Annotated in this window: 13 protein-coding genes and 1 pseudogene; 6 read left to right on the top strand and 8 right to left on the bottom strand. The window is 43.8% G+C overall.

The window, feature by feature from the left end; genetic code table 11:
- Window positions 1-9 precede the first annotated feature (9 nt).
- Genes QME03_RS08700 through QME03_RS08690 form a run of 3 tightly spaced genes read left to right on the top strand, consistent with a single transcriptional unit; the run spans window position 10 to window position 3,245 of the window.
- On the top strand, window positions 10-891 hold the full coding sequence (locus QME03_RS08700) for a zinc-binding metallopeptidase (RefSeq protein WP_281724117.1): 882 nt from the start codon (window positions 10-12) through the stop codon (window positions 889-891).
- Window positions 892-904: 13 nt separating this feature from the next.
- Entirely contained in the window at window positions 905-2,164 is a 1,260-nt protein-coding gene (locus QME03_RS08695; protein ID WP_281724116.1) for a DUF4302 domain-containing protein, read from the top strand.
- A gap of 22 nt (window positions 2,165-2,186) precedes the next feature.
- Complete coding sequence (locus QME03_RS08690) at window positions 2,187-3,245, top strand: BACON domain-containing protein (RefSeq protein ID WP_281724115.1); 1,059 nt, start codon at window positions 2,187-2,189, stop codon at window positions 3,243-3,245.
- Between the two features lie 257 nt (window positions 3,246-3,502).
- Here QME03_RS08690 and QME03_RS08685 read toward each other — a convergent pair whose 3' ends face one another.
- The 7 genes from QME03_RS08685 to QME03_RS08655 form a co-directional block, all read right to left on the bottom strand.
- Window positions 3,503-4,048, bottom strand: a complete 546-nt coding sequence (locus QME03_RS08685) for a hypothetical protein (protein ID WP_281724114.1) — start codon at window positions 4,046-4,048, stop codon at window positions 3,503-3,505.
- 56 nt (window positions 4,049-4,104) lie between these two features.
- Window positions 4,105-4,917 carry a glycosyltransferase family 2 protein gene (locus QME03_RS08680; RefSeq protein ID WP_273263229.1) on the bottom strand — a complete coding sequence of 271 codons (813 nt, stop codon included), beginning with the start codon at window positions 4,915-4,917 and terminating at the stop codon, window positions 4,105-4,107.
- Window positions 4,914-5,939: a hypothetical protein gene (locus QME03_RS08675; RefSeq protein ID WP_281724113.1), complete on the bottom strand. Its 1,026-nt coding sequence runs from the start codon at window positions 5,937-5,939 to the stop codon at window positions 4,914-4,916. Before QME03_RS08675 ends, QME03_RS08680 begins: the two co-directional genes overlap by 4 nt.
- A gap of 245 nt (window positions 5,940-6,184) precedes the next feature.
- Window positions 6,185-6,577: a hypothetical protein gene (locus QME03_RS08670; RefSeq protein WP_025816702.1), complete on the bottom strand. Its 393-nt coding sequence runs from the start codon at window positions 6,575-6,577 to the stop codon at window positions 6,185-6,187.
- A gap of 894 nt (window positions 6,578-7,471) precedes the next feature.
- Complete coding sequence (gene rnc, locus QME03_RS08665; protein WP_273114381.1) at window positions 7,472-8,803, bottom strand: ribonuclease III; 1,332 nt, start codon at window positions 8,801-8,803, stop codon at window positions 7,472-7,474.
- The gene (fabF, locus tag QME03_RS08660; protein ID WP_281724112.1) at window positions 8,793-10,055 is read right to left on the bottom strand and encodes a beta-ketoacyl-ACP synthase II; all 1,263 of its coding nucleotides are present in this window, start codon (window positions 10,053-10,055) and stop codon (window positions 8,793-8,795) included. Before fabF ends, rnc begins: the two co-directional genes overlap by 11 nt.
- A 230-nt stretch (window positions 10,056-10,285) precedes the next feature.
- Window positions 10,286-10,522, bottom strand: a complete 237-nt coding sequence (locus QME03_RS08655) for an acyl carrier protein (RefSeq protein ID WP_006947693.1) — start codon at window positions 10,520-10,522, stop codon at window positions 10,286-10,288.
- Between the two features lie 1,186 nt (window positions 10,523-11,708).
- Here QME03_RS08655 and QME03_RS08650 point away from each other — a divergent pair.
- From QME03_RS08650 to QME03_RS08640, 3 genes and pseudogenes are all read left to right on the top strand, one after another.
- The gene (locus QME03_RS08650; protein ID WP_281724111.1) at window positions 11,709-12,788 is read left to right on the top strand and encodes a S1 family peptidase; all 1,080 of its coding nucleotides are present in this window, start codon (window positions 11,709-11,711) and stop codon (window positions 12,786-12,788) included.
- Window positions 12,789-13,308: 520 nt separating this feature from the next.
- Window positions 13,309-13,941: pseudogene (locus QME03_RS08645) on the top strand (ABC transporter ATP-binding protein); the annotation flags it as partial.
- Window positions 13,942-14,064: 123 nt separating this feature from the next.
- The gene (locus tag QME03_RS08640; protein WP_281724110.1) at window positions 14,065-14,394 is read left to right on the top strand and encodes a helix-turn-helix domain-containing protein; all 330 of its coding nucleotides are present in this window, start codon (window positions 14,065-14,067) and stop codon (window positions 14,392-14,394) included.
- Between the two features lie 338 nt (window positions 14,395-14,732).
- Here the strand turns inward: QME03_RS08640 and QME03_RS08635 are convergent.
- On the bottom strand, window positions 14,733-14,925 hold a 193-nt coding region (locus tag QME03_RS08635), incomplete at its 5' end, for a hypothetical protein (RefSeq protein ID WP_281724109.1).

Below are 14,925 nucleotides of genomic sequence, written 5' to 3'. Positions count from 1 at the left end.
GCGTAGAATATGAAGAAGACATTAATAGCCTTACTAGCAATCGTGGCGTTGGGCTTCGCTTCTTGCTCGGAAGACAACCCCTCTAGCGAAAGCATCTTCGCAAAGAAGGCAGTACACCGCGACAATTTCGACAAATGGCTACTCAATAGCTACACCTATCCCTACAATATAGATGTTAAATATAAGATGGAAGACATATATAGCGATATGAAATACCATCTTGTTCCTGCCGATTCGGCTAAGGCGGCCAAGCTATCCATCATCGCAAAGTATCTTTGGTTTGATGCCTATGCCGAATGTGTAGGCCCATACTTTGTTAAAGCCAACGTTCCTAGAATTATCCATCTTATTGGTTCGCCAGCCTTTAACAGCGGACAAGGCACAATGGTACTCGGCACAGCAGAAGGCGGATTGGTGATAACACTCTACATGGTGAACAACTTAACCGATAAGATGCTTACCGATTATGCCACCGTTAACGATTATTACTTTCACACAATGCACCACGAGTTTACGCATATCCTAAACCAGAAAATTCCCTACGACGAGAATTTTCAACACATCTCTGAAGGAAACTACGTGAGTGGTGACTGGTATCAAAAACGCACTTCGGCCGCTAACAAAAAGGGTTTTGTTACGCCCTACGCCATGAGCGAGCCTTTGGAAGACTTCGCCGAGATGCTTTCGGTATATGTTACCACATCGCCAAGCGGATGGCAAAAGATTATGGACACCGCAGGAACAACGGGTGCACCCTTTATCCAAGCCAAACTCGACGTGGTTCGCGCATATATGAAAAACTCGTGGAAACTGGATATCGACGAACTTCGCAGCATTGTGCTTCGCCGAGCTTCGGAGATTAATCACCTTGACCTGAACCAATTAAAATGAAAGGATTGCTGTTATGAAAAAAATAATGATTTACATACAGGCACTTCTGGCCTCATTCGTGCTCGTTTCTTGTTTGCACGACGACAACGAGCTCTTTAACGAGTCGGCTGCACAACGCTTAGACAAGGCCGTTGAACATTATAAGCAAGTGCTGGAGTCGGCTAACAACGGATGGGAACTGCAGCTTTGGACAGAACCTTCGTACTCGGGCGGAGGCTACACCTATCTGATGAAATTCAAAGAAGGCAAAGTAACTGTGGCAAGCGACCTTGTTGACGCCGACAAGGTGGCCACTTCTAGCTACGACATCACCAAAGACATGGGCCCTGTGCTAACGGTTAACACCTATAACGAAATATTTCACAGCCTGGCTAACCCCTCGTTGAGCGACGACAACGGCAAAGGGCAAGACTATGAGTTTATGATTCAGCGTGTCACCAACGATTCTATCTTTTTGGAAGGCAAAAAATTCCACAACAAAATGGTGATGACACGATTAAAAGACAACGTTAACTGGCAAAACTATATCAGTGCAATGAAGAATGTGGCCGACAATGTGAAGGTTACTTACAAATATATTGCAGGCCAAGACACCACATTAGTAAACCTCTCTTCGGCTAGACGAGCAAGGTTCACCATCAAAGACAGCGTTGTGACAGTGCCCTTCTGCTACACAGAAAGTGGCATCGTACTGCAAAAACCTGTGACAATTGCTAACAAACAGGTGAAAACGATGGCCTACAACATTGACAATCTCACCTTCACGGGCAGCAATTCGGGGGCCACCGACGTGGTGTTTACCACCGACTTTATGCGCTATGCCGACTATGAAGGCACGTATAACTTTGAGTATCAGGATGGGTCGATACGAGTAAAGATGGTTCCAGCAGGCGATGGTAAGACTTATTGGCTGGAAGGTTTGTCAACAGATTTCAAGCTCACCTTCACCTATAACAAGAAGACAGGAACGCTTACCTGGGGACCCGAGAAGGTGTTTACCGATGCAAACAACCGCAGTATATGGATGTGCTCGTGGGATGCAGCCGATACCAAACAGGTATTTAAGTTCGATGTACTGGGATTTGTGGTTAACAAAGACTTCACCAAACCAGGTGTTTTTCTCACATTCACCTCGTTGTATGCGGGCTATATCAATCTCGATTCGATGATTCTCATGGAGTATAACGGCTCTAAGAAAGTAGGAAAATCAACCACTGTACTTGTTAATGGCAGTGCCGAGATTGCCATGATTAAGGGTATGACCAAGATTTAATTACAACTAAGGATTTATACAAATGAAGATAGTAAAATTGCACTCCATAATTGCGCTGGGCTTATTCGCACTTTTGGCAGCCTGTGGCAACGACAACAACGACAACAGCGTTGACCTGCAAACCCTAAAAGTGGTGTCGGCCAAAACATCTTTCGACGCTTTGGGTGGCAAAGACACCATTCTCGTTAACAACGACGTGAAAAAGGCCTACGCTCTTGCGCCATGGGCTAAGGTGAATAGCAACGGGAAACTGGTGGTTGTTACGGTAGACGTAAACCAAGACATGCAGTCGCGACACACGGCTGTGGTGATTAAGGCGACAGATAACGACTCTACCATCGTGGCAATAGACCAACTTGGCCCGGTTACGCAGATAGACTTACCCGAAAATATCGTTTTTAACGATAGCGCTAACGCTGTTTCGTATAAGGCAAAAAGCACATTTGGCATCAAAATTTCTTCGCTTAACAACTGGATTACTGCCAATTATGCAAATGGCGAAGTAAGCATCAGCACCACCGAAAACAACGAAGGACACTTGCGCACAGGGCAAATAGTGGTGGAAAGTTCGATGGGAAAAGATACGATAAACGTGACGCAGATTGACCTTGACCGTGATATTCTAGGCGATTACTATTTGCAACTGGTTGAAACCGACGACGAACGTAAACCCGTTACGCGCAACTATGCGGTGAAACTAGTGAAAGAAAGCAAAAAACTGATGCTGAAATTCACCAACAACGACCTGGCTTTTCCCGTTACTTACTCGGCAGAGAAAGGGGGGTTATCCGTAGCAGGCGGTCAGTATGCAGGTATGTTCGATAACAATCACATTGGCACAATCGTTGGTCCTAGCGATGGACAAACCTCAACAAGCACCACGGTGACCATCTCGGGCAAGTTTGTTTACAACCCCGAAAGGGCCAGTAAGGCAGCTTTCTTGGAAGGCACAGAGTTGTCTTTTGGTAAAGAGCCCGCCTTTGTTTTAGGCAAATTCTCGTCTACGGTTATCGAGTACAAAAACTATAAGGGCTACCTTATCTATGGCAACGATGCTCAACTGTTTAAACGCAAGTTGTAAGTTGCTTCTAAAAAACAATTTATTGATGTTGTGATGGCAGCAATGTGGCAAGCATTACCCATCCTTTATCTAACCCTGAGGGCGAGTTTGAGGTGCGAACTTCAACTCGCCCTCTTTTCTTCTCGAGGTATGGTGTTAGAGCTTTATTGCATATTAGCGTGCAGCCCCAAAAAGCCAGCGCCTTCTTACGCATAATTTAAACCTAAATCTTATGCGTAAGAAAGCGCAAGCGTGCTACAAATAGAAGGCGAAGAGCGTTAAAAGGCGAAGCCGCAACCTAAATAGGGAAGAGAGAAAGGCCACTGTAAGCCCACCTTTCTTTCGAAAACAAAGTTGAGCGCGACGCCCATACGAAGAAAGAAACCTCGAGCTGGCTGATAGCGATAACCCACTTCGCCAAAGTGGTAGTACCCCATTTCCCAACGTCTATTATTGTTCCATTCGCTAGATCCTGGCGGGGCGTCTGCATTATCTTCTTTACAAAAGTAGCCAAAGGCCATCCCCAAGCCTAATTCTAAACGATGATTGCCTCGTCCAATAAGATAATTGCTGGCCACAAGTATGGAAGGACCTGAGTAAAGAACACTTGGTTCGTCCTTGGGAGATGTTCCCATACCCATATTATACGATAAGCCCACACGATAACCCCAATGGTTGCTCGACTTAAGTCGCGAGTCGAAGCTTACGCCCACTAGGCCCGATGCCCCAGCAAACTCGGTAAACAAGGCTCTTCGAGGCTTTTCTTGAGCCCTCACTGCGGTAACAAACAATGCCACAGACATGATGAATAACAAACGTTTCATTGTTGTTTATTTAAAAAGTAATGAAGACGCTGATTTCGGTTTACTGCCATCAACGTTTATTGTTTATCCGTTATATCGTGATATATCTTTTTATACCACGGGCGCGACTGAATTTTGTGCAGGCGGTCTTTATAAGGTTTCAGGGTTTTATGGAAAAATTCATCGAAATAAACATCCTCGTTTTTCAGGATATACAAGCAAGCTGCCTCTGTATATTGGTCCATCAGGGCCTTGTTGCGCGTAATGTTGCCTTCGTGTATGCGGTAAACCCCCAGAGGCTTATTAATAAAACACACCTTGGGATTACTCTTAAACACCTCTAGCCACATCACCCAGTCTTCTTTAGCGCGGAGAAACTCTTTAAAACGATGGCCATCCAGCACTTTTTTTGTAAAGCAAAAGCAGTGGCAAGGCACATTAAAATCAACATCCCAATATAGTAATAAACTTTTATAAGTAAACTTATGGCGCGACAGGTCGCAAAATGGCGGACGCTGTTTGCCTTTATGAATTTCGGAGAAGTTAGACACAACGATGTCGCATTGTTCGCGCTTAAAGGCCTCAACGCTTTCTTCCATCTTGGTAGGCTGCAGCAAATCGTCGCCATCAAGAAATTGGATAAGGTCGCCTTGAGCCAGCGTTAAGCCTGTGTTTCGGGCTCCGCTCAAGCGTTTGTTTTCTTGATAGAAGTATTTAAATCGTGCATCTTTCTCTTGCCAGGCTTTGGCAATCAATGCCGAAGAGTCGGTTGAGCCATCGTCTACAATGATACATTCCCAATTGGTATAAGTTTGATTGGCCACACTTGCTAAGCTTTCGTTTAAGAAAGCCTCTTGGTTGTAGCAGGGTACAATAACTGAGATTTTCATATTATATTTACTGTTTTTTGATAAGGAGGTATATCTAAGGCATACATCAACCAGTTGGTGAAACTGTATTTGCGCACCAGGTCGAGAGGAAGGGGCACATAAGGCGTGTTTAGAAATTGTGATAAGCCTTCGAAACTGCCATTTTCTACCACAAAGATGTTTTCAGGGCGATAAAAATCGTAGCGTTTAACCGTGGCATTATCAGTGATTAGTTTTTTGCCATAGCGCATTGCCTCGAATATTCTAAACGACAAGCCATTGTGTTCGCATGCTTTGATGTCGAGCAACATCCCTGCTTTTAACGACGATTCAAGGTAAGTGAGAAAACTCACACAGCGTGTTATACACTTGATTTGTGGATGCGAGAAGTGGTGAGAGTTGCTGCCAGCTATCAATTGAATGTTTAGTTCGTAGTTGTATTTCTGCAGTTGGTCTACCATTTTAACCAGCGACGCCACCCTACCAGCTTGATATGCGCCAGCATACATCACCTCGCGCGCATTCACTTGCACGTGGGGCATGGGGAAATCGAAATAAAAATTGGTGCAAGCAAGCAAGTTGGGGTATTGCGATTGGTATGCCGTAATATCGTTGGGGTCGAAAACAAAGAAGCGATCGAAACGCGCAATAACATCGAAAACACGCGGGAAACGAGCCAAACCATCCCATTGATAGGCCACCTTTTTGCGAGCAACGCGGGCTACTTCGTTAAGGGCATCATCCTGAAGCAAGTCGGGACGCACCACAACCATAAAGTCAACGCTCAGCGCTTGATAGCTTTTTAAATGGCGTGCAATAGTGTTAGAATAATAGGTTGCAACAATTTTACGTTTATATTCCTTGCGGCCGAGTAGATGTTTGAACACAAAATTGGCCACCCTTGTCTTGAAAGTGTGCTTGAACTTTGGCGAAAGCACCAGCCATTGGGCAAAACCCATATATTGTAGGTTTTTATCAATGGCCTTATAAAGTTCGAACTCGGGAGGCAAAATAACAATTATATTCTTATCGGCGATTGTCATTCACATAGAACATTTTAAAACCCAAATGGGCAAGATTGGCATACAGCAGTGTTCTAATACAAAGAGAATTGAAAATAGAACAATAACACATCGTGCAAAAGTAGCTAAAAAGACTTACAAATGCAACAAAAAATGAGAATTAATTACTTTACAAAGACACAACTACTCCGCACATCACACAAAACAGTGATGCAACTAACTGCAAACAACCTTTTTGGGGATTAAGACTCGTGCGCAAACGCTCTTTATTTGCCCAACGCCTTTAATAGCAAAGCCATTTTTTCGCGGCGTTCTATCGAAAAAACAGAACCGTTTCGTTCGATATAATCAAAGAGGTTGAAGGCCTTTTGCAACATTATTTCGCACTCTTCAGCAGTTGCTTCGGTCTCAGCTTCAGCGTAATACAGCTCTGCCAGCATAGCCAATCGGTCTAATCGCTGGTCTTCGGGATAAGATTGCAGGCCCATCATCACTTCGTCTATTGTGGCAAAATGATAGAGATTATATGGCCCTAGATATTGTTCGTAAAGTTGCCTGATAACCTCACGACGTTGACTTAATTCTTTCTTCTCGAGTGCTCTACGCAAAGCGTCCATAAATTCGCGTATGAGCCGTTGTATATAGTCGCGCTGTAACATGTAAAAAATGTTTATAGTATTCAAAATTTCTGCAGTTCACCCTACTTCCTTGAGCAACTGGCAGGAGGCTACTTTGCAAAGTTAGCACATTCTTTTGTAACAAGAACAGAAACAGAAAAGATTTTTTAGCCCCTTACAACCATTTTCGCAAATAAAAAACTCTATTTCAACACCAAGAGCACATCAACCACCACGACACTCGCCCTATTAACCACCAATAACACAACACCCTCACACCTTATTTACCTCTCCACAGCTTGCTAGTAGCAATGGTTGCTATTTCCACAATATTACTCCAAACACCTGCTTACCTATAAAGAATATTTATTTAGAGACAGCAGGCAAACCTTAAAAATATGTTTAGAAACGCGAAATAACTTGATTAAAATCAATTTTTGCATAAGAATTGCGGAAAAATCCGTGCTAACTATTGCACAGAACAAAAAAACATCGTATCTTTGCAATGTATTCGAGAGAATGCTTTTCATAATAAGTTTTCATTAGGTTAGTAGTTTGATAGATTTTAAGGTTAAAGATTATGTTATTAGATTTTGAAACAATCGCGATGTTGGTTGGCGTTACAATCGTAACTGCTCTTAGCATTATCGCTTTGCAACACACCAACATCCGTTAACATTATTCTTTGGGATGACGGGATGAGTGATCATGCCGTCATCTTTTTCTTTATATACACCCTCCAACTTTATATGGGTCAGTCCTAAAACCCAGTTGTAAGCTTCCCCCTCATGCACATAATTTCATAAGCCTATACAGGAAGAACGGAATATCCACCATTGCCCCCACTATGCCTTACCAAAACTGCACCCCAACGATGCTATAACATAGTTGGGGTGCAGTTTTGGTAAGGCATACTCACGCCTATCAATGCGTTCGTCATTGGTTTTGATTGTCGGTATGCTCGTCGTTAAAGGCAGCAGCCTCAGCAGCTGCAATAATTTCCTCGCGCGACTGTTGGCGAGCTGTGATATGACTGAGGTCGAATTCGGGGTCGTCATCGAAGTCTAGCACCGTGGCCACATCTTCTTCTTCGTCCCTTTTCACGTACAGGCTCTGTTGTTTTTCAGCTGGCTCGTCTTTGGGCGCATCGTCCCTATAAACCTCCAATTCTATTTCTTCGGCCTTATTGTTAGCCTCTCTCTCTTGATTCTTGGTTTGTTGCTTCTCCGCTTCGTTGCCTTTAACACCGTTAGCGAGCTTTGTTGGCTGCTTCACCGTTGGTTGTTGGCTTTCGTTCTTGCGTTCGGTCGTCAGTTCGCTGGTGGCATCACTGCTGTTAGTGTCGTTATTTTGTGCCCCCTTCAGTGTGGTTTGCAGTTCGTTTTGCGCTAGCGTCACGTCGGTGGCCAGCGTTTGCGAAGCATTTCCGCCTTTCTCGACCGTTAGTGTTTGGGTAGAAACATTATCGCCCTTCTCGTCAAGTTCCTCTGCTTTAACGCGAACAGCCTTAGCGACAAACACCTGATCGATAAACTGGGGTTCTTTTTTAAGTCGTTCGAGCGTAAGTTTAGACGCCAATTGCTGACTTTCCTTCTTGCTATACCCGCGGCCGCAGCATCCTTCGATGCCTTCAAGTTCCACACAGAAAAGGAAGAAGGGACTACCATTTTTGTCTTTGCCCTGCTCTTTCACCGCAAACTCCAGTTTCACGCGGTTTTTTTGGCTCCATTCTATCAGTTTGCTTTTAAAGTTCACTTCCTTATAAGCCACCTTGTCGATGTTAATCATCTTAGTAAGGATGCGTTTTTCCATGAACCTCATGCAACTGGCATAGCCTCTATCAAGGTAAATAGCGCCCACAAGAGCTTCGAAAGCGTTACCGCCCATGTAGCTATTATGCGATGAACTATGCCCCGACGAGAGTATCAGCCTGCTAATTCCCATCTCTTGCGCCAGTCGGTTAAGCGTGTCGCGCTGCACCAGTTTGCTTCGAGTGTTGGTAAGGAAGCCCTCTCTTTTGCCAGGAAAACGTCGATAAACGATGTCGCCCACGATGGCATCCAGTATTGCGTCGCCCAAAAACTCCAGTCGTTCATTGTTCACAGGTTTGCCATTAGCCCCCCTTTTCATCACACTCTTGTGCATGAGGGCCAGTTTGTAGTAGGCAATGTTTCGCGGATAAAACCCAAGAATCTCAAATAAAGACGAGTAAAGCTCCTTTTCCTTTCGGAAGGGAAGCCTTACTCTGTCGATAAGATTACTCAGCATACTTCTTGAAGATAACACAAGCGTTATGTCCTCCAAAGCCAAAAGTATTGCTCAATGCGGCACGCACCTCGCGTTTTTGGGCTTTGTTGAACGTGAAGTTGAGGTTGTAATCGATATTTTCGTCCACGTCGTCTTCATCGTGGTTGATTGTTGGGGGAATAATATCGTTCTTCACCGCAAGCACAGTGGCCATTGCCTCTATAGCTCCTGCAGCACCGAGCAAGTGTCCCGTCATCGATTTGGTTGAGCTGATATTGAGTTTGTATGCAGCATCGCCGAAAAGCTCTTTGATGGCTTTAGCTTCCGAGATGTCGCCCACGGGAGTTGATGTGCCGTGTACATTGATATAGTCGATATCTTCGGGCTTCAGTCCGGCGTCTTCCATTGCATTTTGCATCACGAGTTTAGCACCCAATCCTTCGGGATGACTAGCTGTGATGTGGTGTGCATCGGCACTTGCGCCCTCGCCCACCATCTCTGCGTAGATTTTAGCACCGCGAGCTTTGGCGTGTTCCAGTTCTTCTAGGATTAAGCAGCCAGCGCCTTCGCCCATAACAAATCCGTCGCGGCTCTTGCTAAATGGTCTCGAAGCACGTTCGGGGTCGTCGTTGCGTGTTGAGAGGGCGTGCATAGCGTTAAATCCACCAACACCGCAGCCACATATTGCAGCCTCAGCACCACCGCTAACCATAACATTGGCCTTACCCAAACGAATGAGATTGAAGGCATCAGCCAAAGCATTTGTTGACGATGCGCAAGCCGAAGTGGTGGCATAGTTTGGTCCGTGTAGGCCATACATAATAGAGATGTGTCCGGCAGCGATGTCGGCAATCATCTTAGGGATGAAGAAAGGATTGAACTTGGGCTCCTCACCGAGGTGTTGCCCATAGTAAGTAACTTCATCTTCAAAGGTTTTAATACCTCCGATACCCACGCCGTAGACCACCCCAATGCGGTTTCGGTCTTCTTTCTCCATATCCAATCCGCTGTCTTTGATAGCCTGCATAGCAGAGATGATGGCCAATTGTGTATATCGGTCCATCTTTCTAGCCTCTTTGCGGTCGATGTAATCGGCCACATTAAGGTCTTTTACCTCGCAAGCGAATTTGGTTTTGAAATTGGTGGTGTCGAAATGTGTGATGGGCGCTGCGCCACTTTTACCGGCCAACAGGTTAGCCCACGTCTCTTCGGGCGTGTTGCCAACGGGTGTAACGGCTCCAAGGCCCGTCACTACTACTCTTTTTAACTCCATTGAAATGAAAAAATATTGCTTTAAAGGGCGTTTACAACAAACGCGCGGGTGGAAGAGAAAAGGTCGTAAGTCAAGCTAATACGCAGGTTACCTTCGCTTATCCACCGCCTGATGCGAAAGTCGAAATCGGCCTTGTTGATAATTGCCCTAGTGTGTCAATGCACACTAAGAGTTTTTGGTTATGGCTCCAGCCTATTGTGCAGGAGACCATAACCAAAAGCTTTTGCTTTTTACTTTGCGTTTTCTTCGATATAAGCGATGGCGTCTCCAACGGTGCCAATCTTCTCAGCCTTATCATCGGGGATAGAGATGCCAAATTCTTTTTCAAACTCCATGATAAGTTCTACGGTGTCGAGTGAGTCTGCACCAAGGTCGTTGGTGAAGCTTGCTTCGGGCTTTACCTCTGCTTCGTCTACACCGAGTTTATCAACGATGATAGCTTTTACTTTCGATTCGATTTCTGACATAATTGTAAGATTTAAATGTGTTTGTAAATAAATTTCATCCAAAATTTCGGGTGCAAAGGAAATCATTTTTATTCATACTCACAAGTGTTTCACCAAAAAAAGCACTCTTTATTGCACACTCACCCCCTTATTGTGCATTGATTTTAGGGATTTTAACCACTTTTTAGGAAAAAGGAAGACAGATTTTAGCTTTTAACGCCAACGTCAAAAGGAACTAATTTTGAGCTTTTACACACCATTTTGCTTTCAAATCGTTGATTTTCATTTAGGCAGGGTATGTCATTACTATGTTTCTCGATTGTTCTGCACCTTATCCACCCTTATTTTTCAGTCCTATTCGCCTTACATTTTATTTACTTCGCGCGCGTACACACACGCATGTGCGTACGCATATTAAAGCTGTATAATAAAATATTGCCAATTAAAATTTTCGTAAACGCTTGGCTTCAAATAAGCCGATTGACGGTGTGCGGCACGGTCTTAAGTGGTCTTTATTCTCCACTTTAGCTCTAAACGCTTTCCAAAACACGCGTAGAAAGATGCGTTTGCACGCAATTAAGAATAGCATAAGCCTCAATGCTCTGCTGTATTAATATGACTATCCCCCAAAAGCTGGAGCTAAGAACATGCGCTCAACTGTCAACCTAGGGGGATAGTCGGGGTGTTTTCGAAGAGATTGATTGTCTAATTGTGGTATGCGAATGTAAATGGTTGGAATGCGGACAAACAACTGACAATCGTCCGTGTCGCCACTTAGTTGTTTTTAAGTTTACGACCCTAAATCTCTGAAATGCGTTGCAAAGATAAGAATTTGCTCTATAATGCGCAATTATTCCTCAAAAAAAGATATTATTAGACATAAATACTTGACATATATTTACTCTAAAGCCTCTTATTTGCATCAATATCTAAGTTTTATACGGCGCTTAGCAGCATCACTGCTTGCATTGCATGGCAAAGCTAACAACGCCACCTTCTATATTTTGCTCGAAATGGATGTTTTGCACCATCAACCACCCCAAAACTTTTCCTCACCTTCGGTCTGCATTTCCACCCTATCGCATGAAGAGCAGAACCTCTTACTTACGTGCGCTTCTCCCCGTCAACGCCACAAATATTATTAAAATGCCAACGATGTTCGAAAAACTTCGTAACTTTACAGCCTAAATAGCAAATATCTCATTGTATGAAACAGCTTTATCCTTTAATCGCACTCTTTATATTTGTTCTTACTGGCTGTAAGAAAAACCCACAGGATATCTTCAACGAACAGAAATCGGGCGTGGTGCTTATCTGTAACCAATATTATTACGACCTCACTTTGGCTAGCGGCGAGCATCTCTACTTCTCTGGTCTCGACGAAAAGGGCCAATTTGTTAATCTCACAAGCAATCTTGCCAATATCAGAAGACAACCTGGTGTGCTTAACGGTACTGGCTTTTTTATCGACAATTCGGGTAACATACTCACCAACCGACACGTGGTGGCCCCAGCAGTTGACAAGGTTACTGTAAAAAACAACATCAACAATATCATTCAAAACTATACGAAATACATACAAGCCTTGCAAGACTCGATGAGCCAACGCTATGCTGCCCTACAACAATATGCGCAGCAAAACATTTATCAAGACTACTATGGCAACACGCGCACCAACCTTAGTAACGAGGAAATTTTTGCTCTGCAACAGGAGGTGGAAACACTTAAAGCACAATATGAACAGGCCGAAAACTTAAAAAACAGTGTGTGGAACAACATCCTAAGTGATAATTTCTCTATTCGCTTGCACTCGCAATTTGGTATTGCCTACGATGGCGACAATGTTAACTCGTGGGACGACTTCATGAAAAGGCCTTGCTCGCTGCTCCGTGTATCCGAAGATGCACATTCCGACCTTGCTCTATTGCAATTAAACAGCAAACAAACTCCCGATGGACACTACGTCTTTACCGTTGATAATGCCTTGGCTACCGACGATAAACAATTGGAAATAAACCAATCGGTGTTTATGATTGGCTACAATTATGGTATGGCACTGGCTAAAACGGATAACGGAATACGCGCACAATTCACCAGCGGAACCGTTACACAACAGCCCGATGGCAAACGCGTCACCTACAGTATCCCTTCAATGCCTGGGTCGAGTGGGTCGCCTGTGGTCGACGATTATGGCCGACTGGTTGCCGTGAACTTTGCCAAAAGCAATGGCAGCGACAACTTCAACTTCGGCGTCCCACTCATGAGAGTGGTCGCGTTCTTACGCTAATCGCTCCCCACACACAATATACATGCTGCAAGATTACCGCCTTCGAAGCTGGGGCACACATCTACACCAGCATACAAGCACAACAAATTAAATGAAGCGTTTCACGGATATTCCAATGCAATATTTCTTTACATTTAATTTGCCAATCTAATAAACATTATCTACCTTTGCGTTTGAATTATAGAGATACAAAACCTTTACAACGCAAACAACCTATTGCTTCACTTCTCAATACAACAACATGAGACGTTAAAGCATGGATTACATTGTACATTTTATTTGGAAATCCAGAATACAAAGAACAATAACATCTAGAAATACTATCGCAATTGATATGCTTATTGCGCACATTAGTATAATCAGATGATAACAAGTTTAAAAAACTATCGCCTAATTTTACCATTATGGAGCAACAACCAGAACTCTTACCCACCGAATGGGTGTCTGATAGTGTAGGCACCTATCTCTATCAGAAACGCCAGAAGCGGCATGTAATCTACACAGTCATGTTGGCTGCCGTGTTGTTGGCGAAAGCGGGTCGGGGAAAACCACGCTCGTATCACTATTACAGAACATTTACCCCATACAGTCGGGGCGGATTAGTATTGGCCAGTACGACATTGCGATGATAAGCAACGAGAGTCTGCGCCGTTTCATCGGCATCGTTCCGCAAAAAGTGGAACTATTTTCAGGCACGCTGCTCTCTAACATCTGCCTGGGCGACCTGCAACCCAATATGCGCCGTGCGCTAGACATCATTACGCAGTTGGGCTTAAAAGATTTTGTCGATGCCCTGCCCAAAGGCCTAGACACCATCGTGAGCGAACAAGGCACCACGTTTTCGGGTGGCGAAAGGCAGCGCATTGCCATCGCGCGCGCCCTGTACAAGCAGCCCGAAGTGCTTATTTTCGATGAGACCACCTCGTCGCTCGACTCCATTTCCGAACGTTTCGTAAAAGAAACGCTGCACGCCTTGGCCGCACAAGGCAAAACCATCATCGTTATAGCCCATCGCCTAAGCACCATCAAAGATGCCGACAGGATAGTGGTTATCGATAAAGGAGAGGTGGCCGAGAGTGGCACACACAGCGAGTTGATTGCTCAAAACGGCGTTTTCCAACGCCTTTGGCATGCACAAAACAACGTAATATAATAAGAAAAATATGCTGGACCGCCTGCGGATACTGGGTGCTAAGACAGATTACAGCCACAGTCATTGCACCTTTTACTACACCAACAGTTTTGACTTTCACCTAGTTTTAATAATATAGTTCAAATGTATTTCATAGAGGAACTGAAAAGAATTCAGAAGATACACCAACTTATCAGCTGTCAGTGCACAGGTTCACCTGATGAACTGGCAGCGTCCATTTGTGTTTCACGGCGTGATTTATATTATATCCTGCATGGGTTGAAGAAATTGGGAGCGAAAATTAGTTATAGTCGAACAAAGAAAACATTTCGTTATACCAATGATTTTGATTTGAGTATGGAACTCAAAGTAAGTTTTATAGGAGAAAAAGAACTGAATGTTCTTGGCTGTGGAGCTGTAAATGCAACGTTTGTTCTAGACATTCCGTGTAATTTTATTGCATGGAACGTATGATTTTGATAATATCCCTATTGGAAACATACATATTTAGCGGATCATAATTTGCTATTTTGCGTATTCGGCACTTCCCTTATCTGGACGACAGATGATTTAATGACCGACTTAAATTGAAATTAAGAATGTAAGATGTGATTGGGAGGTAAGGCATATATGGCAGTTTCATACCTTTCTACGAAAAAACGGATTCTTCCGTGCAAAGATTTTGCATGGAACATATGATTTTTATAAAATTCCTTTTAGAGACCTTCCATTGTTTATACCTTTGCGATGTAAGAAGTCGACACTTACGCAACAAATAAGTATAACTATTAAAATGTAGAAAAATGAGAACTTTAACTGAAAAAGAAATGAAAACAACATTCGGCGGTGGTCTCATAAACGTTCTTACCGTGAAGAGACTCCATGATGGGAAAAAAGGTAATACAGAAGTCTATCTGTTCGGCATTAGAATATATCATGGCAAAAATGCCTAAATAACGTGAGTTCGACGAATTATAAGTGTCTATAAATTTGGTGATTAGCGAA

The sequence above is a fragment of the Hoylesella shahii genome (assembly GCF_937990675.1).
Lineage (GTDB): Bacteria > Bacteroidota > Bacteroidia > Bacteroidales > Bacteroidaceae > Prevotella > Prevotella shahii.
Note: the sequence above shows the minus strand (reverse complement) of the source record. Positions and strands in the feature narration are given on the sequence as shown.